21 protein-coding genes and 1 pseudogene are annotated in these 20,634 nt (G+C 64.6%); 8 read left to right on the top strand and 14 right to left on the bottom strand.

All coding sequences use genetic code 11. From position 1 onward, the window contains the following. The 7 genes and pseudogenes from MXB53_RS11130 to MXB53_RS11100 all read right to left on the bottom strand — a co-directional run. A complete protein-coding gene (locus MXB53_RS11130) occupies positions 1 to 717 on the bottom strand; it encodes a DUF7289 family protein (RefSeq protein WP_248897568.1) in 717 nt (238 codons plus the stop codon). Then, entirely contained in the window at positions 714 to 1,193 is a 480-nt protein-coding gene (locus MXB53_RS11125; RefSeq protein ID WP_248897567.1) for a DUF7266 family protein, read from the bottom strand. The genes MXB53_RS11130 and MXB53_RS11125 overlap by 4 nt, the downstream gene beginning before the upstream one ends. Beyond that, positions 1,183 to 2,592 (bottom strand): DUF7261 family protein, encoded by a 1,410-nt coding sequence (locus MXB53_RS11120; protein ID WP_248897566.1) that lies wholly within the window; start codon positions 2,590 to 2,592, stop codon positions 1,183 to 1,185. The genes MXB53_RS11125 and MXB53_RS11120 overlap by 11 nt, the downstream gene beginning before the upstream one ends. Continuing rightward, positions 2,580 to 3,188: a DUF7288 family protein gene (locus MXB53_RS11115; protein ID WP_248897565.1), complete on the bottom strand. Its 609-nt coding sequence runs from the start codon at positions 3,186 to 3,188 to the stop codon at positions 2,580 to 2,582. The genes MXB53_RS11120 and MXB53_RS11115 overlap by 13 nt, the downstream gene beginning before the upstream one ends. A 1-nt stretch (position 3,189) precedes the next feature. Then, positions 3,190 to 3,678 (bottom strand): DUF7287 family protein, encoded by a 489-nt coding sequence (locus MXB53_RS11110; RefSeq protein WP_248897564.1) that lies wholly within the window; start codon positions 3,676 to 3,678, stop codon positions 3,190 to 3,192. Then, on the bottom strand, positions 3,675 to 5,702 hold the full coding sequence (locus MXB53_RS11105) for a type II secretion system F family protein (protein ID WP_248897562.1): 2,028 nt from the start codon (positions 5,700 to 5,702) through the stop codon (positions 3,675 to 3,677). Before MXB53_RS11105 ends, MXB53_RS11110 begins: the two co-directional genes overlap by 4 nt. A 13-nt stretch (positions 5,703 to 5,715) precedes the next feature. Next, positions 5,716 to 8,298, bottom strand: a pseudogene (locus tag MXB53_RS11100) (type II/IV secretion system ATPase subunit); the annotation flags it as partial. A gap of 303 nt (positions 8,299 to 8,601) precedes the next feature. On the opposite strand from MXB53_RS11100, the gene MXB53_RS11095 reads away from it, so the two are divergent. Further along, positions 8,602 to 9,120, top strand: a complete 519-nt coding sequence (locus MXB53_RS11095; protein ID WP_248897559.1) for a cupredoxin domain-containing protein — start codon at positions 8,602 to 8,604, stop codon at positions 9,118 to 9,120. Between the two features lie 142 nt (positions 9,121 to 9,262). On the opposite strand, the gene tatA is transcribed toward MXB53_RS11095, so the two are convergent. After that, positions 9,263 to 9,550 (bottom strand): twin-arginine translocase TatA/TatE family subunit, encoded by a 288-nt coding sequence (gene tatA, locus MXB53_RS11090; protein ID WP_248897556.1) that lies wholly within the window; start codon positions 9,548 to 9,550, stop codon positions 9,263 to 9,265. Positions 9,551 to 9,744: 194 nt separating this feature from the next. Between tatA and MXB53_RS11085 the strand changes: the two genes are divergently transcribed. Then, positions 9,745 to 10,221, top strand: a complete 477-nt coding sequence (locus MXB53_RS11085) for a redoxin domain-containing protein (RefSeq protein ID WP_248897554.1) — start codon at positions 9,745 to 9,747, stop codon at positions 10,219 to 10,221. A gap of 125 nt (positions 10,222 to 10,346) precedes the next feature. Then, positions 10,347 to 11,168, top strand: a complete 822-nt coding sequence (locus MXB53_RS11080; RefSeq protein WP_248897551.1) for an HD domain-containing protein — start codon at positions 10,347 to 10,349, stop codon at positions 11,166 to 11,168. Here MXB53_RS11080 and MXB53_RS11075 read toward each other — a convergent pair. The 3 genes from MXB53_RS11075 to MXB53_RS11065 form a co-directional block, all read right to left on the bottom strand. Further along, entirely contained in the window at positions 11,165 to 12,064 is a 900-nt protein-coding gene (locus MXB53_RS11075) for a mechanosensitive ion channel family protein (protein WP_248897549.1), read from the bottom strand. The genes MXB53_RS11080 and MXB53_RS11075 overlap by 4 nt on opposite strands. After that, a complete protein-coding gene (locus tag MXB53_RS11070) occupies positions 12,061 to 12,309 on the bottom strand; it encodes a YhbY family RNA-binding protein (protein WP_248897547.1) in 249 nt (82 codons plus the stop codon). Before MXB53_RS11070 ends, MXB53_RS11075 begins: the two co-directional genes overlap by 4 nt. Positions 12,310 to 12,383: 74 nt before the next feature. Beyond that, positions 12,384 to 12,659, bottom strand: a complete 276-nt coding sequence (locus MXB53_RS11065) for a ribonuclease P protein component 4 (RefSeq protein WP_248897546.1) — start codon at positions 12,657 to 12,659, stop codon at positions 12,384 to 12,386. A gap of 81 nt (positions 12,660 to 12,740) precedes the next feature. On the opposite strand from MXB53_RS11065, the gene MXB53_RS11060 reads away from it, so the two are divergent. Then, positions 12,741 to 13,793: a glycosyltransferase family 4 protein gene (locus MXB53_RS11060; RefSeq protein WP_248897544.1), complete on the top strand. Its 1,053-nt coding sequence runs from the start codon at positions 12,741 to 12,743 to the stop codon at positions 13,791 to 13,793. Between the two features lie 24 nt (positions 13,794 to 13,817). Beyond that, positions 13,818 to 14,933: a glycosyltransferase family 4 protein gene (locus tag MXB53_RS11055; RefSeq protein WP_248897542.1), complete on the top strand. Its 1,116-nt coding sequence runs from the start codon at positions 13,818 to 13,820 to the stop codon at positions 14,931 to 14,933. Positions 14,934 to 14,961: 28 nt separating this feature from the next. On the opposite strand, the gene MXB53_RS11050 is transcribed toward MXB53_RS11055, so the two are convergent. Next, a complete protein-coding gene (locus MXB53_RS11050) occupies positions 14,962 to 15,360 on the bottom strand; it encodes a hypothetical protein (RefSeq protein WP_248897540.1) in 399 nt (132 codons plus the stop codon). 137 nt (positions 15,361 to 15,497) lie between these two features. Between MXB53_RS11050 and MXB53_RS11045 the strand changes: the two genes are divergently transcribed. Continuing rightward, positions 15,498 to 15,812, top strand: coding sequence for a hypothetical protein (locus tag MXB53_RS11045; RefSeq protein WP_248897539.1), 315 nt, complete (start codon positions 15,498 to 15,500; stop codon positions 15,810 to 15,812). Positions 15,813 to 15,842: 30 nt separating this feature from the next. Here the strand turns inward: MXB53_RS11045 and MXB53_RS11040 are convergent, their stop codons facing one another. After that, positions 15,843 to 16,607, bottom strand: coding sequence for a DUF2797 domain-containing protein (locus MXB53_RS11040; protein WP_248897538.1), 765 nt, complete (start codon positions 16,605 to 16,607; stop codon positions 15,843 to 15,845). Positions 16,608 to 16,627: 20 nt separating this feature from the next. Further along, positions 16,628 to 17,557, bottom strand: coding sequence for an NAD-dependent epimerase/dehydratase family protein (locus MXB53_RS11035; protein ID WP_248897537.1), 930 nt, complete (start codon positions 17,555 to 17,557; stop codon positions 16,628 to 16,630). An 85-nt stretch (positions 17,558 to 17,642) separates the two neighbouring features. Between MXB53_RS11035 and MXB53_RS11030 the strand changes: the two genes are divergently transcribed. Together MXB53_RS11030 and MXB53_RS11025 are read left to right on the top strand one after the other, a co-directional pair. Next, entirely contained in the window at positions 17,643 to 18,173 is a 531-nt protein-coding gene (locus tag MXB53_RS11030) for a tRNA (cytidine(56)-2'-O)-methyltransferase (protein ID WP_248897535.1), read from the top strand. Positions 18,174 to 18,244: 71 nt separating this feature from the next. Next, a complete protein-coding gene (locus tag MXB53_RS11025) occupies positions 18,245 to 20,299 on the top strand; it encodes an archaea-specific SMC-related protein (RefSeq protein WP_248897533.1) in 2,055 nt (684 codons plus the stop codon). Positions 20,300 to 20,634 lie beyond the last annotated feature (335 nt).

Below are 20,634 nucleotides of genomic sequence, written 5' to 3'. Positions count from 1 at the left end.
TCACGGACTGAACTCGACGCTCGTCGTACTCCAGACGACGTGGAGTTCATCGGTCGTGAACGTGCAGTTGACTCCTGGAGGGTCACAACTGAACCCTCGGGATTCGAGCAGTCGACGCCACGCGCCGGACCGCGGTGAATCGATGGTGACGGTCACGTTGACTGCGCTCTCGTTCGTCGCGAACGACCGCGAGTTCGGCGGGTTCTTCTGCCGTGCCCGGACCAGGACCGTGGTGTCTCCGCCCATCGCCGCTCTCCCGGTGGCGTCGACGTCGGTCAGCGGGAGGATGGTCTGTCGCTCCGACACCACCCAGTCCGGTTCGGAGCGTATCGCCGTCGCGCCCCGATCACTGCGGAGGACCGCGCCCGACGTGTAGACGATTTCGGTGTCGTCCAGTCGGTAGACGATCGGCCGCGTGTGTATCGTCACTGGTATCGCTGACACGTTCGTCGTGACGGTGATGTTGACCGGCGCTCCGAGTTCGATGTCGCCGTTCCCGAGGCGGAGTTCAGTGGTCCGGCTCGGTGCCCTGTCTCGAGACACCTCGCCGATGTTCTCGGCCAGCACGTCGAACGCCCGTTCCATATTATTGAGTTCCTCCGCGGTCCGGGCGTCGTCGAGCGACGACGTCCCCGCGACGTACACCACCCCGGTCGAGACGGCGATCAGCGCGAACACGAGCACGAAGCCGACCGTCTCGCTCTGTGCCCGATTCATGCCGACCGTACCTCCAGTGCTCCGCTGTCGAGGACGATCCGGAGGTCGCCGCCGCGAACGCTGGTCGCGTCGACCGGCGTCGTTGCGGTGAATCCGACGACTACCGAGACACCGGTCGACCCCGATTCGAGGACGAGTCTCGACGCCCCCGGATCGACCGCCACGCCGTAGGTGCTTCCCGAGACCTGGGCGGGAAGATCGACCGTGACCGACACCGCCGTCGTCCCCGACGTTTCGGCGAGGCGGTCGGCCGTCATCAGGTTCGCAGCGAGTCGCTGCCCGGCGACCTCGAGCGACGCCTGTGTCGTCACTTGCTGTCGCTCGTCGACGGTCCCGCCTGCGGCGATGAGCAGACCGCTGATGAGGATGGTCGTGAGCCCCAGGGTGAGCACGTAACTGACGGCCGTGGAGACCGCGCGCTCGTCGGCAGCGCCCGCGACCAGCGTCCTTCGGACGGAACCCTCGTCACTGCTCATCGAAGTAAAACACCTCCTCGGTGCCGTCGCTCAACACCAGCGTGACCGTCAGATCGGCCTCCGACTCGGCGTACGTCACCGTCAGCGTTCCGACCGGCTGGCTGAACCGCCCGACGCTCACCGCGACGTTGCCGGCGCCGGAATCGATGATCGCGTACTGTCCGTCAGCGGTGCTGTCCCCGACGAGGTCGTACCACTGCGTCCCGTTGGCTTCGAACGAACCACTCCGGTTCGCCGTCCCGTCCTGAATGCCCGTCTGTTGGACGCTCAATTCGGGATCGGTCCCGTTGTCGAGGGTCATGCTCGCGTTGATCGCCGTCGCGTCGACTTCGAACTGCTCGACGGTCACCCGTTCGTCGGCGGCGTTTTCGATCCGGAACCGTAGCGTGTCGCCGTCGCTTGCTTCGACGGTCGCTCCGGCGTCCTTGGCGAACACGAACGTCCGCCCCCCGGACGGTGGCGCCGGCGTCGTCTTGCCTTGGCTCCGGTAGGTCAGCTCGGCCGACTGATACGAGAGCCGCGTTTCGACGCCGTAGACGACCGGTAGCGTGTACGGCGACGTCGGATGGCTATCGAAGTTACTACTGGCGACCGTCGTCCCGTTCACGATGGCGTCGTAGGTCCCTGTCGTCCGGTTGCCGTAGACGAATCCGATCCGATACGGCGGTGACGTGCCCTCGCCGAACGACAGGGCTGGGCAGTCAACGCCGTTTACCGTGCCCGCGACTGGGTTCACTCTTGGCGGTCCCGTGACCACGTCGCTACAGATGTCCTTGTTGATCGACGAGCTCCCGTTTTTGACGGCGAGCGTGGGCGTTGAGTCGTTGTACACGTAGACGCGCCACTGATCGCCGCCGGTGCCGTTGACGACCATCCGGAACGATTCGTTCTTGGGAGTGGATGTCTGCGCCAGCCCGCCGGTCGTGTTCAGTTCGAACTGTCGCACGTCGTTCGTGCTGTCGACGAGTGTCCAGTTCGGCGCGAGCGAGTCGCTCGTTAGCTGCCGACTGGTGTCCGTCTGTCGCAGGCGCATCCCGTCGTCGAAGCCAGTCACGGTCACGTCCGTACTGGCGCCGCGCGCGAGATGTGGCTGTGCCGCCGTGACGTCGAACCGTTCGAGTCGCGCCGTGACGTTTGCCTCCACCTCGGCTCTGGTAGTGGCTTCGGCGTCGTTGTTCGCGGCCGCTTCGATCACGGGCCAGAGGTTCTCGTCGACCGTATCCCGGTGTGCCAGCGCGTCGTCAGCCCCGATGTCGGTGCCACGCGTCGCGAGGTTCTGCGTGTAGATGGCCGAGTTCAGCAGCAACACCAACGCGATGATCGTCACCGCGATAGCGAACCCCGTGACCAGGATGAGCTGTCCGCGGTCCTGATCCGATGGCGGCTTCAGATCCGCCATACGGTGATGCGCACCTCCACGACGTTGAACAGGCGGCCATCGCGCGACGCATCCGACGCGTAGAACCGGCGATCCGGGTTCGCTGCCGCCGCCGAGATGTTGCCTGCCTCCGGCGACGAGAACGTCGCATCGTCGAACAGGGTGACCTGCCGGCCGACCGTGACCGCATCGCTGCTTGGAATACCCATCCGCACCATCCACGTGCGGGTCAGACTCGCGTTCTCGCCGAAGGAGTGGACGACGACGTTGAACGCGGTTCGTCGCTCACCGAACGCGTCGTCGAGCGCCCGCCCGAAGGCGTTCGGTGGTGCGTCGGCGTACGCCGTCCCGTCGGTGGCGTTCGCCCCGTAGAACTCGCCGCGGTCCTGATTGTCTGGGGTCGTGTTCCAGTAGACGATCGCCTCCTCGAGACTACCGTTGGCGTCCGTCGTTTCGAGTACGCCGGCCGCCATGGCCCGCTCCTGGTTGCCGACGTGCTGGTTCGAGGTACTCGCCGACAGCGGCGTCACTGCCGTCGCCTGCAGCGCGAAGACGATGCCACTCAACACCAGCAGCCCCGCGACGAACGCCTCGAGTGTGTGTGCCTGGCCCCGCATGTTACCACACCTTGACCTCGAGTCGGTACGCTTCCCGGGTCGCACCCCCACCGAGATGCGTGGGGAGTGAGACGATGCGTCGTGCGACCACGACATCGTTCGACGATGGCGACGGGCCGCGAGTCAGTTCGACCCCGTCGAGCGTCTGGATATCCGAGTCGTCGTAGACCGTGACGTTCAGGTTCACGGTCGACTGGACGCCGGTCGCCCTGTGCAGGTCGGCCGTGGTGTACCGGCAGTCGCCCGGGCTATCGCCGGCGAAAAACGACGCCGTACAGGTTCCGTTCAGGATCGATGGGTTCGTCGGCTCTTCGGCGAGCGCGTCGCCGACCAACCGATCTCCGACGCGGTCGGCGATCACTGCGTTCGTCCCCGTCTCCGTCTCGAACGGCGCGAACATGGTCGGGATGAAGCCGAACGCGAAGGCGACGACCCCGAGGAAGACGCTCATTCCGATGGCGAAATCGAGTGTCGTCTGCGCGCGGCTCATCCAACCACCAGCCATGTTATCAGCGCGATGGTCTGAAGAATCACCACGAACTTGACGCCGGCCAAGAGGGTGGCCGTCCGGATGAAGCCACTGATGACGCCGGACAGGATGGCCTGGAGCGTCACGGCGTGGAAGAACAGCAGCGACATCAGTTCGATGTCGAGTCCGCCGCCGAACTGTGACTGACTGCCCCCGCCGCCACCGCTGGCCTGTTCCGTGAGCCCGGCCATCACGTCGAGGAACTGCGTCTTCAGGATGGCCATCACGCCCAGGAGCGTCAGATACGTCATCAGGATGATCGCCACCTGCATCCGGGTTCGCGACCGCCGCTCGCGCTCGATGTCGTCCTGGTTCTCGCTGGCCTGTGCGGCCGTCGTCAACACCTGCGTAATCTGACTCGACGCCTCCTGTGCCTTGCTGATGAGCTTGACCGTCCGTGCCAGCCGGGGGATGTGGTATTTGTTGTTGAACTCCACGAGCGCCTCCCGCAGGCTCATCCCGTAGTTCACCTTGGCGTAGATGACGTCGAACTCGTCGGCGAGTTTCCCCGACGACGTCTCGGCCGTGGTCTGTATCGACTCCAAGAGCGTCTGTCCCGTGTCGTTCGCGCTCGACAGTTTCCGCAGGTTGTCGGAGAGTTTGCCCGTAATCGCCGCCCGCGACCGAACGTTCCACTCGTGGAAGACGCCGAGCGGAATCAGTATCAGGTACAGCGGCACGTACACCCAGACGAACGTCCCCCAGACGGGTGCCCCGATCATCCCATCCCACGTCGTCGGTGCCGCGCCACTCCCTGCCGCGACGCCGATAGTCACCAGCGCCGCGGGCACGGTCAGTGCGAGCGTGAACAGGGGATGGTCCCGGAAGAAGTGGTGCGGGTTCCGCAGCAGTTGCTTGGTCTGGAACGTTCCCTCGCGGGATTTGATGCGGTCGAAGATGCCGAACTCGCCGACGTAGTTCTCGATCAGCCCGAGGTGGAACAGACCGTCCTGCCCGGCGCTCTGGAGGCTCTCCTCGCCGCTCCCGGGGTCCAGGTAGCCGTCGCCGGGTTCGTCCTGTTTCACCGTCGAGACCAGTACGAGGAACATCACGCCGGTGATCGGGATGAGTCCGTAGACCGTCCCGTACAGCATGACCGACTGCGCCTCGCCCAGCATGCTCATGATGACGAGGATGATGATGAGCAGGAGCGGGAACAGCGACAGTGTCATGTACATCTCGCCGAACAGTTCGAGGGTGTCGAGCGTGACCTCCTGTTGCTGTTTGGCGGTCCGCATGTGCTTGTCCTTCTTATCGGAGAGGAACGCCTGCATGTTCCCCCCGGAGTTGACGATAGAGAGCATGTCCGTCAGGAACTGCGAGAGGTCGTCGCTCGGGGTGGCGGCCGCCTGTTTCCGGATCGCGTTTCGGTAGTCGGTGCCGAAATACTCCGTCTCCTGAACGATGCTCTGGAACTCCCGGGACACCTCGCCGTAGGTGTCGTCGGCCCGCGCCATCGCCTCCAGAATCTCCAACTGGTTGAGCCCCCCGACCGACAGCGCGTACATGAACGAAATCGAGTCCGAGAGCAGCATGTTGATCTCCCGCTTTCGGGTCGACGCCCGCGAGTAGGGGATGGCAACGAGCGTGCCGAATCCGGTGAGAAAGCCGATCGAACCGGCCACGATTCCTACGAGGCCGATGGCGACGGGGACTTTCGCCTGCTCGATGATGGCGACGACCGTCTCGTTCGGAATGCGCGCCCCCGTCGATAGCAGCTCCGGTGAGAGGAGGCCGAGCGCAAAGAGGCTGTAGCCGATGAACGTGCCGAGCAACCACAGCACCAGGCCGGTCAGGACGCCGACGGCGAGCGCCCGCGACAGGTAGAGTTCGACCGTCGTCGCCATCCGCGCCTGCTCCAGTTTGGTCTCCACGTCGTCCACGAAGTCGCCGTCGTCGTCGAACAGCCACTGGTAGAGCGGGTAAAACAGGTCGCCGAGGCTGTCGACGCCCCGATCCAGACCGCCGCCGGTGTCGAGGCTCACGCTAATCCTCCTCGGCGTCGGTCACGTCGCCGAAGCCCCATTCGTCGACGTCCGCGGTGTCGTCGTCCTCGTCCGACTCCGTTTCCATCTCGGTGCCGCCGTCCGCCGCTTCGGCGCCCTCGTCCTCGTCGTCGGTCGGTTCGAACGAAATTCCTCCCTCGTCACGCTCGGACGACTCACCGAAGATCGATCCCTCGTCGATTTCCGTCCCGGCGGCCGGTTCGGTGTCCGCCTCGATAGCGTCGCTCGCGGACGCCGTGCCGTCGGATCCGGCAGCATCGGCGGGTTGGGCCGAGCCGGCGTCCGCTTCGGCCGACTCCGTGGCGTCACCCTCTTCGGCGGCGTCGGCAGGGTGGTCCGTATCCGCTTCGGACGGCGATGCCGTCACGTCCGTCGCTGCGTCCATCCCCGCGAGCGCGGAGTCGATCCCTTCGACGGCCGCCCCGTGGTAGTCCTCGAACAGTTCCGTCTCGGCCCGCTCGAGGATCCGGTTGCACTGTTCCAGCCCCTCCTCGTTCGGATCGGGACGGGGCACCATCGCCTCCTTCTCTGGGTCGATGTCGATCAGGACCGACTCCATCTCGCGGAGGTCCTCCAGGCTGCGTTCGAGCTGGTCGTTCGCCATGAGGGACATGATCGTCTCCTCGTCGTTGATGAACGCCTGGACGGTCGCCGCGACCTGGGTGTAGGTGTTGAGGCCGTTCTTGATGAGGTACGCGAGGACGGCTTTCCGTTTGAACAGCTCCTTGTCGAGCGTCGCCCGAGTCCACCCGCGGTCGAAGCGGATCTCGTCGAGCGTGTTCGAGTCGCTCATCCGCAGGAACTCGTCGGTTTCGGCCTGCCACTGGTAGACGTCCTGGACGTTGATCTCGTCGTTTTCGGCGTCGTAGAAGTTGATCTCGGTGATGTTCTTGTTCCGGCGGACCTTCCGCCCCTTGACCCGCGTCTGGGTCTGGATCGACACGAGGTCAAGCGCCGAGAACATCGTCTTCGAGACGTTGATCGGCTCGGTGGTGAACCGCTTGAGCACCTCGCCCACGGAGTCGGCGTGGAACGTCGTCAGCGTGGTGTGCCCGGTCGACATGACCTGGAAGAGCGTCCGGCCCTCCTCGCCACGGATCTCGCCCATGACGATGTATTCGGGCCGCTGCCGGAGCGCGGCTTCCAGCAGGTCGAACTCGTCGACTTCGCCCTGTTCGTCGTCGGAGAAGGAGGGCCGCGTGACCGACGCCACCCAGTTGCGCTGGGGGAGCTCGACCTCGCGGGTGTCCTCGATGGAGACGATCTTCGAGTTCGAGGGGATGAACAGGGAGACGGCGTTCAGGCTCGTCGTCTTCCCGGACGCGGTCCCGCCGGCGAAGATGAGCGACTTGTTGTTCTCGATGGCGAGCCAGAGATACGCCATCTCCTCTAAGGAGAACGTCTTCCAGTTGATGAGGTCGACCGGCGTGAACGGGACGTCTTTGAACTGGCGGATGGTGTAGTTGGTCCCGTGGTCGGAGACTTCCTTGCCGAGCGTGAGCTGGGCACGCGAGCCGTCGGGAAGGGTGGCGTCGACCTGTGGCCGGCGCTTGCTGATGCCCTTCCCCGACCGCTGGGCGAGTTTGACCACGAAGTCGTCGAGTTCGGTCTCGCCGTGGTAGATGTTGGAGATGATCTGCTCGTAGTCGCTGTGGTAGACGAAGACGGGAGAGTGGTAGCCGTCACACGAGATGTCCTCGACGTTGATGTCGTGTTTGATGGGGTCGATGCGCTCGTAGCCGATGAAGTCCCGTTTGAGGTAGTAGAGCAGTTTCTCGACCTGGTACTCCGAGAGGTCGTCGGGATCCTCGTCGAGGATCGCTGGCTCCGGGCGCGCGGAACTCCCGGAGAGTTGCTCCGTCGTCGTCTCGGTCCCCGGCTCCCAGCCGAGGCGCGAGAGCAGGCGTCCGACGGTGCCGTCTGCGTCCTCGACGCCGATCTGCGTCGCGATGGAGTCGAGCAGTCCGGCACCGGATGTCCGCGCGTAGAGGTCGTAGCGTTCGAGCAGCGAGTACGTCTCGTCGCGGATCACCTGCTCGCGTTCCTCGGGGCCGCCCGCGACGCCGACGTCGGAGTATTTGATGGCGTTCTGGAGCTTCCCCGTCAGGAACTCCCGCAGGTCGTCCTCGATGGGCGTGGTGTGGGGCTGGACGGCGTAGTATTTCTTCTCGTTTTCCTTTGTCGACTGGAAGATGATGATGAAGGCGTAGGGCTTGTTCACCCAGTAGCGGTCGATCTCCCGGAAATGTGTCTTCTTCTCCAGGGGCACGGTCTTCTCCAGATCGTACCGGTTGACGACGGTCGTCGTGCCCATCGGCGTGCCGAAGAACTCGTCTTCGTCGAGTTCGGCGTCGACGTCGACGGTCCGTTCGTCCACCACGTCATCCAACTGATCGCCGAGATCGGCCGCAAACGACAGCATGTTCTCCGTCAGGTCGGGATCGAATCCGAGTTCGTCTTCGGGGTCGAACGGCACCACCTCGCCGCTACCGTCCGTCGGCGGCTCACCGTTCTCGTCGTAGTAGAACTCCTCCTTGTAGTCCTCCCACGTCCAGCGATCCTTGACGACGGGTGTCCCTGCCTCCTTCGAACGCGAGACGGCGGCGTCGAGTCGGGTTGCCGCCGTCTCACCGGCTGCGAGTAGTTCGGACAGTGCCGCTGGATCGACCGTTTCGGACGCTCCATCGGCGGTGACCGCGCCATCGGACTCCCCGGAGCCGGAGCCCTCGGCGTCGTCGATAGCCATTGTATGGGTCAGGCGCCTCACGGACATAAACTCTGGTGGCTAATCTAGCCGGATGATAATCGGAGCCCCGTGGTCGATCCAACCTCGAATGTTTTTTGAAGGGGCCTCACTTACCGACTCCTACACCTTACCATGACATTTAGTCGCAGGACGATCGTTGCGGCCGCTGCTGGACTCGTTGGCTCACTCGCGGGCTGTTCGGGCGGTTCCGGAAGTACTGGCGACGACACGGCGACGGCGACGCCGACGGAGACGGCGACGGAAACGGCGACGCCGACTCCCTCGGGACCGCCCGAGGACGCTCCGGTTCAGTCCGTCACCGTCGAGAACAAGACGTTCATCCCGATGGTCGCGGAGGTCGACCCCGGGACCGTCGTCGAGTGGACCTACGAGGGCATCGGCTCTCACAGCGTCACGTCGCTGTCGCCGTCGAGTTCGGAAAGCGGTCGCCAGGCGTGGCACCCCGATATCGCCTCCGATTGGGAAATGAACCAGGACATCAGCAGCGAGCCAATCAGCCACTACTTCCCCGAGGAGGGTGTCTACGAGTACAAGTGTAGATACGACTACGGCCACATCGGCGGGTGTGCGGCCGTCGTCGTCGGGGACCAGGACTACGACCAGGAGATGCTGCCCTGCGAACCGCAGTAGGCTCTTTCGATTCGCCGCCTGGCGGTCTCGTTTCCGTCGATCGTTGAGCCGTGGCTCCGGGGTCAGTCGTCTCCGAACGAACGGGTACAGGGTCGGCTCACGGGCGTGTTGCAGATTGGAAAAATCGACCCGACGACCGCGTTCAGCTGCTCTTTTCGGTGTCGGTGGTCTCGTCGGCCGACGTGGTCGACGAGTCGGTCGTTGCGGACGTGTCGGTCGTCGACTCCGTCTCCGCTTCCTCGCTCCCCTCTTGCAGTTCCTCCTCGATTTCCTCGCGGCCGCGGCGGAACTCGCCCATCGCCTGACCCGTCGAGCGGGCCAGTTTGGGGATCTTGTTCGCCCCGAACAGCAAGACGAGGACGAAGAGGACGATGAGCAACTCCGGCCCGCCGGGCAACCCGGGGAACAGTGGGACGATTGGGTCGTACATCACTACGCCAGGCTAACCCGTTCGCAATTATAGGCTTTTTGGACCGGTCAGGCTCGGAAGTACGCCCCTCGGTGCGGGTTATTGTCACTGTCCACCGGTGGTTCGCCAAGACGGTCCCGCCAACCACCGGTACTGACTTACAAGAAACCGTGGGACCCACAAGACGTAATATCCACCTCCCTCGAATCGTGACTATGGTCGACATCGGCGACACCGCCCCCGACTTCACCGTCCCGCTCGCGAACGGCGACGTCGAGACGTTCACGCTGTCCGAGCATCTCGACGAGGCACCGATCGTTCTCGCCTTCTTCCCGGCCGCGTTCACCAACACCTGTACGACCGAGATGTGTACGTTCCGCGATCAGCTCTCGAACTTCGAAGACATCGGCGCGACGGTGTACGGCATCAGCGTCGACCTGCCGTACACGCTCAACGAGTTCCGGCGGCAGAACGACCTGAACTTCGGCCTGCTCAGCGACGAGCAGCGAGAACTCATCGAGGCCTACGACGTGGCGGAGGCGTGGGAGCCCCGCGACATCCGCGTCGCCCAGCGTGCGGTGTTCGTCGTCGATAGCGACGGGCGGGTCACGTATCGCTGGATCGGCGACAACCCGAAGCAGGAACCGGACTACGAGGCAGTGCGCCAGGCTGCAGCCGAGGCCGCCGACTGAGACGGATCATTGTCACTGGCTACCCGTGATTCCCGGGACCGTCTTGGCGAACCACGGATACTGGCTCACAAGAAATCGCCTGCCGAGGCAGCGCTCTTTTTCCCGGTCGGCCCCTACGACGGGGTATGAGTTCCGACGGCGGCGACAGCGACGACAGTGACAGCGGCCGGCCGTACGATCCAAACGCGGCACACTCGTTCCCCGACGAGAAACTGAACCGGATCCTCCCGACCATCGTCGACGATCCGGAGGTGAAGACGTATCTGGACGCCCAGAACGTCAACGCCGTCATGCGGAAGGGGTACAACGACCACGGGCCGAAACACATCGAAATCGTCCGGAACCGCGCGCTTCGGCTGTACGAACTGCTGAAACGCGCCGGGGTCCCGTTCAACGGCGCCTCCGAACAGGGTCTCGAGGAAGCCGACGAACCCGTCATCGTCGCCCTCGCGGCCACCCTGCACGACATCGGCCACGTCGTCCACCGCGACCAGCACGCCTACTACTCGATTCCGCTTGCAGCGGACCTGCTCGACCGGATCCTCGCCGAGTTCTACGACCGAAGCGAGGCCGTCCGGATGAAAGCCGAGACGCTGCACGCCATCCTCTGTCACCACACCGAGGAGGATCCCCTGACCCGCGAGGCCGGGGTCATCCGCGTCGCCGACGCCCTCGATATGGAGCGGGGGCGCTCGCGCATCCCCTACGAGAAAGGCGGCCGCGGCATCAACACGCTGTCGAGCCAGGCGATTCGAAACGTCACCCTGCGAGAGGGTGAAGACAAACCCGTGCTCGTCGAGATCGAGATGGTGAACGCGGCCGGCGTCTACCAGGTCGACAACTTGCTGAAGGCCAAGCTACGGGACTCGATGCTCGAAGATTACATCCGCATCGTCGCCATCAACACCAAAGAGGAGAGCGAACTGGTCGAACGGATCGAACTCTAGTCCGAGACGGTATCGGCGGTGATACCGGTGACTTCGACCTCGCCGCTGAGCGTCCGGTTCGGGTAGGGGATGTCGATACCCTCCTCGTCGAACCGCTGCTTGACCGCGGTGACGTACTCGCCGCGTGCCTTGACGAAGTCGGACCGGCTCGGGTCGTCGATCCAGACGCGCGATTTGAGCACGACCGACGAGTCACCGAGTTCGGTCAGCCGCACCGACGGCGCGGGGTCGTCGAGGAGGTCGGGGTGGGCGTGGGCCTCCTCGAGGATGATCTCGTTCGCTCGCTCGATGTCGTCGTCGTAGCCGATGCCGAAGGGGACCTGCAGCCGAAGCTGTTTCTTGGCGACCGGGTTCTTGATCACGTCGTCGGTGAGGTTCGAGTTCGGCACGGTCAGGAGTTCGTTGTCGAAGGTCCGCACCCGTGTCACGCGGAAACTGATGTCTTCGACGATGCCGGAGTTCCCGTCCCACTCGATCCAGTCGCCGATGCGGAACGGCTTGTCGGTGAAGATGAACACGCCGGCGACGAAGTTCGCGATGACGTCCTGCATCGCGAAGCCGATGGCGAGCGTCGCGGCGGCCGCTACCGTCGCGAGCGACTGCAGGAAGTTGCCGTACCCGGCAAAGCCGAAGGCGACGGCGATACCGATGAAGACGACGATGGCCAGCGCGAGCTTTCGGAGCGGCTTGCGCGCGTGCACCTCCAGTCCCCGGGCGTCCATCACTCGGTCGATGAGCGGGATGACTACCAGGCGTCCGATGAGGTAGACGATGAGCAACGCGATGACGAACGCGATTGCCGACCCGACCGACTCGGCGTACGGCACGCCGTTGTTCACGAGGAACCGTGTGATGGCTCCACCGCTGGCGTCGGCCTGGAGCGGCACCGCGCTCATCGATACAGCACCGCGGTGTTTCCGCGCGTTTCCACCACGTCGGCGTCGGTCCGGTCGGCCAACTCGTCCGCCAGCGTCTCCACGTCGGTGCCGCCCTGGGCCGACCGCAGGAACTTCACCTTCACCAGCTCGGCGCTTTTCAGCTGATCATCACATTCGTCGACGACGGGGTCGAGTCCCCCCTTGCCGACCCACACCGTCACGTCGAGGTCGTGTGCCCGCTTGCGCAGCGCTTGGGTATCCATACTCGATACTGGCGCCGAACCGGTTTGAAAGTTTATACTATCGGTTGACGGTCTCGGCGATCCGGAGCCCGGGCTCAGTCGTACGGATAACGCGCGGTCGCGCCACAGTCACACCGGACGACGACGTGCCCGTTCTGCAGGCGGACGCGGGCGTTCTTTCCGGGGACGAGATAGGTGTCACAGGCGTCGCAGGTGAACCGCCGGAAGGAGCGCGGGAGCGTGAGGCGGTTGCGCTCGGCGATGCGGCGCGCCAACCGGACGTATCGCCGGGCGCGGTCCTCGTTGTCGTTTCCGACCGCCTCCCGGGCGAGCGCTTCCAGTCGGTCGATGCGCTCCGCGGCGATGCCCATGGGCGAACCCGGCCGCGCGGTGGCAAAGGCCTTCCGACCGGCATCGGTAGCGTCAAGGCCATCACCGGGCTACCGCCGTCCGTGCGGGTGTTGAACTACCTCGAACTCGAAGGCCGACTCGACCGGAGCGGCATCGGCACCGCCGCCGCCCAGCAACGCGCCGCGCTGGCGACGACGGACGTGTCGGTGCTCACCTCGCCCTGGCAGGGTGGGTCGCCCGCCAGTGCCGTCTCGGCCACCCTTCGTGGCCGAGGGGGGTTCCGCGAGTACGACGTCGCTCACTGCAACATGATCGGTCCCGGCACCCTCGCGGTGGCCCGGCACGCCAAGCGCACCGACACGCCGCTCGTTCTCCACGCCCACGTCACCCGCGAGGACTTCGCCGAGAGTTTCCGCGGGTCGACCCACCTCGCCGGCCCGCTCGGTCGCTATCTCCGCTGGTTCTACTCGCAGGCGGACCTCGTGCTCTGTCCGAGCGCGCACACGAAGCGGGTGCTCGAAGCCTACCCCGTCGACGCACCGATCCGTCCGATCACCAACGGCGTCGATACGGCGTCGCTCGCGGGCTACGACTCCCTCCGCGAGGAGTACCGCGACCGGTTCGACCTGGATGGCCTCGTCGTCTTCTCCGTCGGCAACGTCTTCGAACGGAAGGGTCTCACCACGTTCTGCCGACTCGCCCAAGAGACCGATTACGAGTTCGCGTGGTTCGGTCCCTACGACTCCGGCCCACAGGCCTCGGAGACGGTGCGTCGCTGGACGGCGGATCCCCCCGAGAACGTCACGTTCACCGGGTGGGTCGACGACAAGCGCGGCGCCTTCGCCGCCGGCGACATCTACTGTTTCCCGACCAAGGCCGAGAACCAGGGTATCGCCGTCCTCGAGGCGATGGCCTGCGGAAAACCCGTCGTCCTCCGCGACATCCCCGTCTTCGAGGAGTTCTACACCCACGGCCACGACTGCCTGAAATGCTCGACCCGCGAGGAGTTCCGGGCGGCGCTGGACCGTCTCGCGGCCGACCCGCCCCTCCGGGAGCGCCTGGGGGCGAACGCCGAGGAGACGGCGGCCGAACACTCCCTCGAACGCGTCGGCGAGAAACTGGTCGACGCCTACGCCGAAGTCACAAGCGATTAAGCCTTCCTCGCCGAACCGACGCCAATGCGTTCGGTCGCCGCGTTCACCGACACCTATCTGCCCACCGTCAACGGCGTCACCTACACGGTCCAGGCCTGGCGCGACTGCTGGACGGAGCGCGGCGGCCGCATGGACGTGGTGTATCCACGAACCGGCGGCTACACCGCGCGCACCGGCGAGTATCCGGTTCGGAGCCTTCCGTTCCCGTTCTACCCCGGATTCCGCCTCGGTGCCCCCTGGATTCCCCGCCGGGTTCGCGATGTCGACATCGTCCACGCCCACACGCCGTTCGCCATCGGTCTCGCGGGCCTCCGCCTGGCACGAGGGAGCGACCGTCCCTTCGTCGCCTCGTATCACACCCCGACCGCCGAGTACGCGGACTACCTCGCATCCGGCGCCGCGTCCAGCCTCGAACCCGCCCTCGAACGCGTGAGCGAGCGGTACGAGCGGTGGTTCCTCGACCACGCCGACGCCGTCGTCGCGCCGAGCGAGGCCACGGCCGACCACCTCACCGACCAGGTCGGGGTGTCGACGCCCGTCACCGTCGTTCCGAACGGCATCGACACCGATCGGTTCCGCCCGGTCGACGCCGACGCCTTCCTGACACGACACGGCCTCGACGACATCGACCGCCCGCTGATCGGCTACACCGGCCGGCACGGCTACGAGAAGCGCCTGTCGGATCTGATCGACGCCGCGGCCACGCTCGACGTGACCGTCGTCTTCGGCGGCGACGGGCCGGCCCGCGAGGATCTCGAAGCGCGCGCAGCCGAGCGCGACGTGGACGCACACTTTCTCGGCTTTCTGGACCGCGACGAACTCCCCGCGTTCTACAGCGCGCTCGACGCTTTCGTCTTCCCGAGCCCCGTCGAAACGCAGGGACTCGTCGCCCTCGAAGCGAACGCCTGTGGCACCCCCGTCGTCGGCGCGGACGAGGGCGCCCTCGCCGATACCGTCGAGGACGGCGTGACGGGCTATCACTTCGAGACGGGTGACGTGGAGTCGCTTCGGCAGTCGATACGGCGGACGCTCGACGAACGGAAAGCAATCGGCGACCGGTGTCTCGACCGGCGGGGCCGACACGCCGTCTCGCGGTCGGTCGACCGCCTCGCCGATGTCTACGACCGAGTGAGTCGGTAGTTAGAGAACGCCGCCGTCTGCGCCGCGATCAGTCGTCTTCGAGCGCCTGCGCGATGCGCTGCAGCTGTCGGGTCGCGTCCCGGACCTCGTCGCGGAGCTGGCGCACTTCGCGGACGAGTTCTTCGTTGCCTGCGCTCTCTTCCTGGCCGCCGGCGCCCGGCGGGCCACCACCCATGCCGGGCGGGCCGCCGCCCATGCCACCGGGACCGCCACCGCCGCCCATCATGCCGCTCATCATCTGGGCGAAGGGGTTGCCGCCGGGACCGCCCTCGCCGCCCATCATCTCCTCGGGGCCGGGCGCTTCGCCTTCCTCTCGCTCCTCGGCGCGGCGCTCGCGGATCTCCTCGACGCGTTCGCGGAAGGATTTTTCCTCGTCACCGCTCTCCTCGCCGCCCGCGTTCTCGGCCTCGTCAGTGTCGTCTGCCATGCGCCCGAGTTCGCAACCCACGCCGAAAAGGGTTGCCGTCTCCGGTACGTTCGACATCCGAACGGATCGCCCTGCGAGCGCGGTTCGGCCGAGGGCAAACGCGCAGATTTTTATTTCCCGATGTCTCAGCGAATGGTATGGCTACCCGTGGCTCTCCGAGCGGTGACGGCGTGACGCTCCCCGACGCCGTGCCGTTCGACCTCTCGCCGCTGACACGACTGAGCTGGGAACTCGGCGCTCGCGTGGTCGACGGCGACGAATCGTCCCTGCAGAGCCGGTGGACGGGGACCGACTCGTCGTGGTCGCTGTCGCTCTTTCGCGTCACGAGTCAGACCGTCGTCATCCGCGTTCGGACGCCGATCGGCCGAGAACAGTTCTATGGCGCCGCACAGATGGACCTTTCCCGCGCACTCCCACGCCTCGACGCGTCGCCGCGCTGGCGGCGGACATAGACCGTTTCTGCGGACGGTGATCCGAGGCGGCTAGTCGAACGCACCGAGACTCGACTGGAGGTGGCGGTCGGTGCCGCCCTCGGTCACCTCGTACCCCACCAGATCCCGCAGGTCGACGGCGTAGGTGCTCCCGCCGTGGTCAAGCACGAGCAGTCGGCCCTTGGTGCCGCGGACCGTCCCCGTCGCTATCGTTTCGGCGACCGGACGGTCGGCCAGGTCGAGGCCATAACCGAGGTCGAACCGTTCGATGGGATCGAACTCGTCGAGCAGGGCGTCCCACGCGGCGTCGTCGACGGCGCGTCCGAGTCCGGCTATCTTGGCCGGGACCCGCACCCGGTCGGGGATGCGCTCGGCCAGTTCCGATTCGATTTCGCGGGCGATACGGCCGTTTTCGACCGTCCGGACGTGGGCCGCGCGGTCGGCTCCCTGTTCGCGGAGGCGGGTCTCCAGGCGCCACGCCTTCGTGACGCCCACCTTGAACGTGGCCGGCGCGAACGCGGCCAGGTAGACCGCGTGGTCGTCGAAACAGTCCATCTCGTCCTTGAGGCAGGTGCCGGTACAGCGCGCACACACCCACGTCGAGGTGTGGGCCGGACAGTGTGGCGCGTCGGCGGCCGCACAGGGGCGGTGACCGTCGTCGGTGACGACGCCCGCACAGTGGCGGTCGTCGAGGCGATACTCGATCCGCTCGCCGGGATTCAGGGCGACGTACTCCACCGTCCCGCCGTCGGCATCGGCGGCGGTATCGCTCACGAGGAGGCCACCATCGGTCGCGTCGTAGCCGACGAGTTGCACGGGTTGGATTGGGGCTGGCGCTATACGAGTTCGTCGATCAACTGCCGCGTCGCGCGGCGCACCGCTTCGTCGCTCGACTCCGGTGGCTCCCAGCCGAGCGCCGCGAGTTTCTCGATCGAGAGGCGCATCTTCGGCACGTCGCCCGTCCAGCCGCGGTCACCGCCCGTGTACTCGTAGTCCGGGTCGAGACCCATCTCCTCGCTCACGATGTCGGCGATGCGGTTGACCGAGGTGGTGGTGCGGGTGCCGAGGTTGTACGTATTGAGCGGTTGGTCGGCGTGTTCGACCACGTGACAGATGGCGTCGACGCAGTCCTCGACGTGGAGGTAGGACTTCTCCTGGCGGCCGTCGCCGAGGATGGTGAGCGTCTCCGGGTCGTCGCGGAGTTTCTCGATGAAGTCGGGGATGACGTTGCCCCGTTGATGCGGGCCGACGATGTTGGCAAAGCGGAACGTCCACGACTGGATGTCGTAGGAGTGGGCGTACGTCGAGACCAGGCCCTCGTCGGCGAGTTTGCTCGCGCCGTACTCGCTGATGGGTTCGAGGGGGGCGTAATCCTCGGGCGTCGGGCGTGGCGCCTCGCCGTAGACGGTCGACGAGGAAGTGAATACGAAGTTGTCGACGCCGACTTCGTTGGCGCGTTCGAGGAGGGTGTAGGTCATCTCGGTGTTCTCCTCGAACAGCTGGCGGGGGTCGGCGTAGTTGGTGTCGGTGTAGGCGGCGAGGTGGAAGATGGCGTCGACGTCAGCCGTGACGACTTCCGCGACGGCCTCGGGATCGGTGATGTCGGTGACGGCGAGGGTCGCGCCGTCCGGAACCCGGTCGGCTTCCCCTTTCGAGCAGTCGTCCGCGACGACGACGTCGTTGTCGGGGGCGAGGCGGGCCGCGAGGTGGGAGCCGATGAGGCCCGCGCCGCCGGTGATCACCACGCGTCGGTCGGAGAGATTCATATCCTCCCATTTCTGGGCCGGCGCAAGTGCCTTCCGGTCCGGGCGTTCCGAAAGCCGTTACCCCCTCGGTCCCGTCGGTTCACGCATGCACGACTCCGAGGTCGCGGTGTTGCGTCTGGGGCATCGGCCCGGGCGCGACGACCGGATGACGACCCACATCGGCCTGACGGCGCGGGCGCTGGGTGCCGACCGCGCCATCCTCGTCGGCGAGGCCTCCAACGCCGCCGAGACGGTGACCGACATCACTGACCGCTTCGGCGGCCCCTTCGACGTGACGGTCACCGATGCCTATCGACCCATCCTCCGCGACTGGGAGGGGGACATCGTCCATCTCACGATGTACGGCGAACCGGTCGAGGAGGTGACGCCCGACATCCGGGAGCGACACCGCACCGACCCGCTCTTGGTCGTCGTCGGCGCCGGCAAGGTCGACTTCGAGGTGTACGACCACGCCGACTGGAACGTGGGCGTCACCAACCAGCCACATTCGGAGGTGGCGGCGCTGGCGGTGTTTCTCGACCGGTTGTTCGAGGGCCGCGAACTCGACCGGGAATGGGTGGATGCGGAGCGGGAAGTGATCCCGCAAGCGACGGGGAAGCGAGTCGAGGACTGTTAACCCGGTAGAACGGTCCGAACCGGGCGAAATCGCAGAGTGGGTTTATTTACTCGGACATCATACGGGGCTTCGTGAGCGGAATCAGAGACCAATCGAGTGATGTCGCCGCCCTCTCTGCCACGAATATCGGGGGTATCGATACTGCCGACGTCGAGTTCGTTCCGGGGGTCAACGTTCTCACCGGTTCGAACGCGACGAACCGCAGTTCGCTCCTGCGAGCACTCATCGGCGCTCTCGGCGGATCGAACGTCTCTCTCAAGGCCGATGCCGAAGAGGGCGAGGCAACGCTGTCTCTCGACGGAGGGTCTCACACTCGACTGCTAACGCGGCGCGGCAGTAACGTGGCCACATCCGGCGACCCGCTACTCGAAGAAGCCGAAGTTGCCGACCTGTTCGCCTTTCTCATGGAATCGAACGAGGCCCGACGGCGGGTCGCTCACGGCGGTGATCTCCGCGAACTCATCATGTCGCCGGTCGATACCGAGGAAATTCAAAACGAAATCGACCAGCTCAAGCAGGAACGTGACGAGATCGAGACGGAAATCGCGAATATCGACGAGCGCGAGAAACGGCTTCCAGAACTCGTTCAGCGCCAGACATCGGTTCGAGAGGAGATCGAGCAACAGGAAAGCCAACTTGAAACCCTCCGCTCGGACATCGAGAAGCGAGATACGAAAACGAACGACCACGACGAAAAGAAACATCGTGTCGAGGAACGTCTCGACGAAAAACAGGAGTTGGAGTCGACACGGGAGGAAATCGAGTTCGAACTCGAAACCCAACGCGAGAGTCTGGCGTCGCTTCGGACGGAACACGACGAGATAGAATCGGAACTCGACGACGTTCCCGACGTCGCTGATAGCCGTCTGCGACAGATAGAATCTCAGCTGACGCAGGCTCGAACGCAACAGAAATCCGTCAAATCCACCGTCAATCAGCTCCAGAACATCATCCAGTTCAACGAGGAGCGATTGGAGACGGAGGAGCGGGAGGAAATTTTCAGCAACCTGCAGCGAGACGACGACGAGGGCGGTGGCTTTCTCAGTTCCTTGCGCTCACAGGGGAACGCGGATTTGCTGGGTGCGTTCCGGCGCGAGTACGAGACTGAGGGGTCGGTCACGGACCAGCTCGTCGACGACTATCAGATCCTCACCTGTTGGACGTGCGGGAGCCGAGTCAAACGGACCCGAATCCAGCAGATCATCGAGGAACTCCGAGATGTCCGTGAAGAGCAACTCGATGTGCTCGACTCCATCGAGTCCAATCTGGAGAGCCTCCAGGCAGAGAAACAGGAACTGGAACGGGCCGGAGAACGACGTGACCGACTCGAACGAGAGGCTGAACGGCTCACCCGCGAAATCGAGGACCGGCGCGAACGAATCGCGGAGTTAGAGAGCGAACACGACGCGCTCACCCAGAATATTGACGACCTGTCCGCCGACATCGACCGACTTCGTGCCGACATCAAATCACAAGAGGACGACTACAGTACGGTACTCGAACTGAAAGAGCAGGCAAAACGAGTGGAGATCGAACTCGAACAGTCACACGAACAGCTAACCGAGGTCGAAAACGAAATTGACGCTATCGAAGACCGGGTCGAACAGCGGAATCAACTCGAAACCCGCCGGTCGAGCATCCGTGATACGCTCGATGAACTCCGCCAGACCGTAGAACAGATCGAACGAGAAGCAGTCGACGAATTCAACGACCGGATGGCGGATATCCTCGGTATCCTCGACTACTCCAACATCGAGAGAATCTGGATAGAGCGGACCAACATCGAAACCGGCGGGATAGCGGAACAGCGCTCGACTCAGTTCGACCTCCACATCGTCCGGACGACGCAAGAGGGCAGTTCCTACCGCGACACCGTCGACCACCTGAGCGAAAGCGAACGGGAGGTCACCGGTCTCATCTTCGCCCTCGCAGGCTATCTCACCCACGAAGTGCACGAATCGATGCCGTTTATGGTTCTCGACTCGCTCGAAGCTATCGACTCCGAGCGTATCGCACACCTCGTCGACTACCTCTCGAAATATCCGACGTATCTCGTCGTCGCACTGCTTCCGGAAGACGCCGCGGCCCTCGACGACGACTATCGGTATCTGTCCCCGCCCTGGTGATGTCGCTCGAACGGGCTTCGAGGCCCTGTCTCAGTTCCTCGGAATCATCTCTCCGTGACAGAGATGTCGACCGGACGCTCACTGCTAAGTCCCCGTGCTCCCTCGGCAGAAGTATAAAATTTAGATATATTATCTAAATATTATGTTTTAGAAGTATAACGGCCAATCGAGTGGGCGGAATCCAGCATCAGAAATCCCTAAATTGCGCACTCAAGCATCTATAGCTCTTTTCACAGCTTGCTCCGATGAAGGATGGTCAAATTTATTAATAATTTTGAATTTGGGGCCAATATAGTATCTATATTTTTCGGAATAGGTAAAATAATTGTCGTACT

This window comes from Haloplanus sp. XH21, from assembly GCF_023276355.1.
Classification (GTDB): Archaea; Halobacteriota; Halobacteria; order Halobacteriales; family Haloferacaceae; genus Haloplanus; species Haloplanus halobius.
This window is presented reverse-complemented; position numbering and strand designations above follow the sequence as displayed.

Bases quoted from the DNA above. Each gene is read 5' to 3' on its own strand.
- MXB53_RS11130 (WP_248897568.1), bottom strand. From the start codon at position 717: ATGAATCGGGCACAGAGCGAGACGGTCGGCTTCGTGCTCGTGTTCGCG.
- MXB53_RS11125 (WP_248897567.1), bottom strand. From the start codon at position 1,193: ATGAGCAGTGACGAGGGTTCCGTCCGAAGGACGCTGGTCGCGGGCGCT.
- MXB53_RS11120 (WP_248897566.1), bottom strand. From the start codon at position 2,592: ATGGCGGATCTGAAGCCGCCATCGGATCAGGACCGCGGACAGCTCATC.
- MXB53_RS11115 (WP_248897565.1), bottom strand. From the start codon at position 3,188: ATGCGGGGCCAGGCACACACACTCGAGGCGTTCGTCGCGGGGCTGCTG.
- MXB53_RS11110 (WP_248897564.1), bottom strand. From the start codon at position 3,678: ATGAGCCGCGCGCAGACGACACTCGATTTCGCCATCGGAATGAGCGTC.
- MXB53_RS11095 (WP_248897559.1), top strand. From the start codon at position 8,602: ATGACATTTAGTCGCAGGACGATCGTTGCGGCCGCTGCTGGACTCGTT.
- tatA (WP_248897556.1), bottom strand. From the start codon at position 9,550: ATGTACGACCCAATCGTCCCACTGTTCCCCGGGTTGCCCGGCGGGCCG.
- MXB53_RS11085 (WP_248897554.1), top strand. From the start codon at position 9,745: ATGGTCGACATCGGCGACACCGCCCCCGACTTCACCGTCCCGCTCGCG.
- MXB53_RS11080 (WP_248897551.1), top strand. From the start codon at position 10,347: ATGAGTTCCGACGGCGGCGACAGCGACGACAGTGACAGCGGCCGGCCG.
- MXB53_RS11075 (WP_248897549.1), bottom strand. From the start codon at position 12,064: ATGAGCGCGGTGCCGCTCCAGGCCGACGCCAGCGGTGGAGCCATCACA.
- MXB53_RS11070 (WP_248897547.1), bottom strand. From the start codon at position 12,309: ATGGATACCCAAGCGCTGCGCAAGCGGGCACACGACCTCGACGTGACG.
- MXB53_RS11065 (WP_248897546.1), bottom strand. From the start codon at position 12,659: ATGGGCATCGCCGCGGAGCGCATCGACCGACTGGAAGCGCTCGCCCGG.
- MXB53_RS11055 (WP_248897542.1), top strand. From the start codon at position 13,818: ATGCGTTCGGTCGCCGCGTTCACCGACACCTATCTGCCCACCGTCAAC.
- MXB53_RS11050 (WP_248897540.1), bottom strand. From the start codon at position 15,360: ATGGCAGACGACACTGACGAGGCCGAGAACGCGGGCGGCGAGGAGAGC.
- MXB53_RS11045 (WP_248897539.1), top strand. From the start codon at position 15,498: ATGGCTACCCGTGGCTCTCCGAGCGGTGACGGCGTGACGCTCCCCGAC.
- MXB53_RS11035 (WP_248897537.1), bottom strand. From the start codon at position 17,557: ATGAATCTCTCCGACCGACGCGTGGTGATCACCGGCGGCGCGGGCCTC.
- MXB53_RS11030 (WP_248897535.1), top strand. From the start codon at position 17,643: ATGCACGACTCCGAGGTCGCGGTGTTGCGTCTGGGGCATCGGCCCGGG.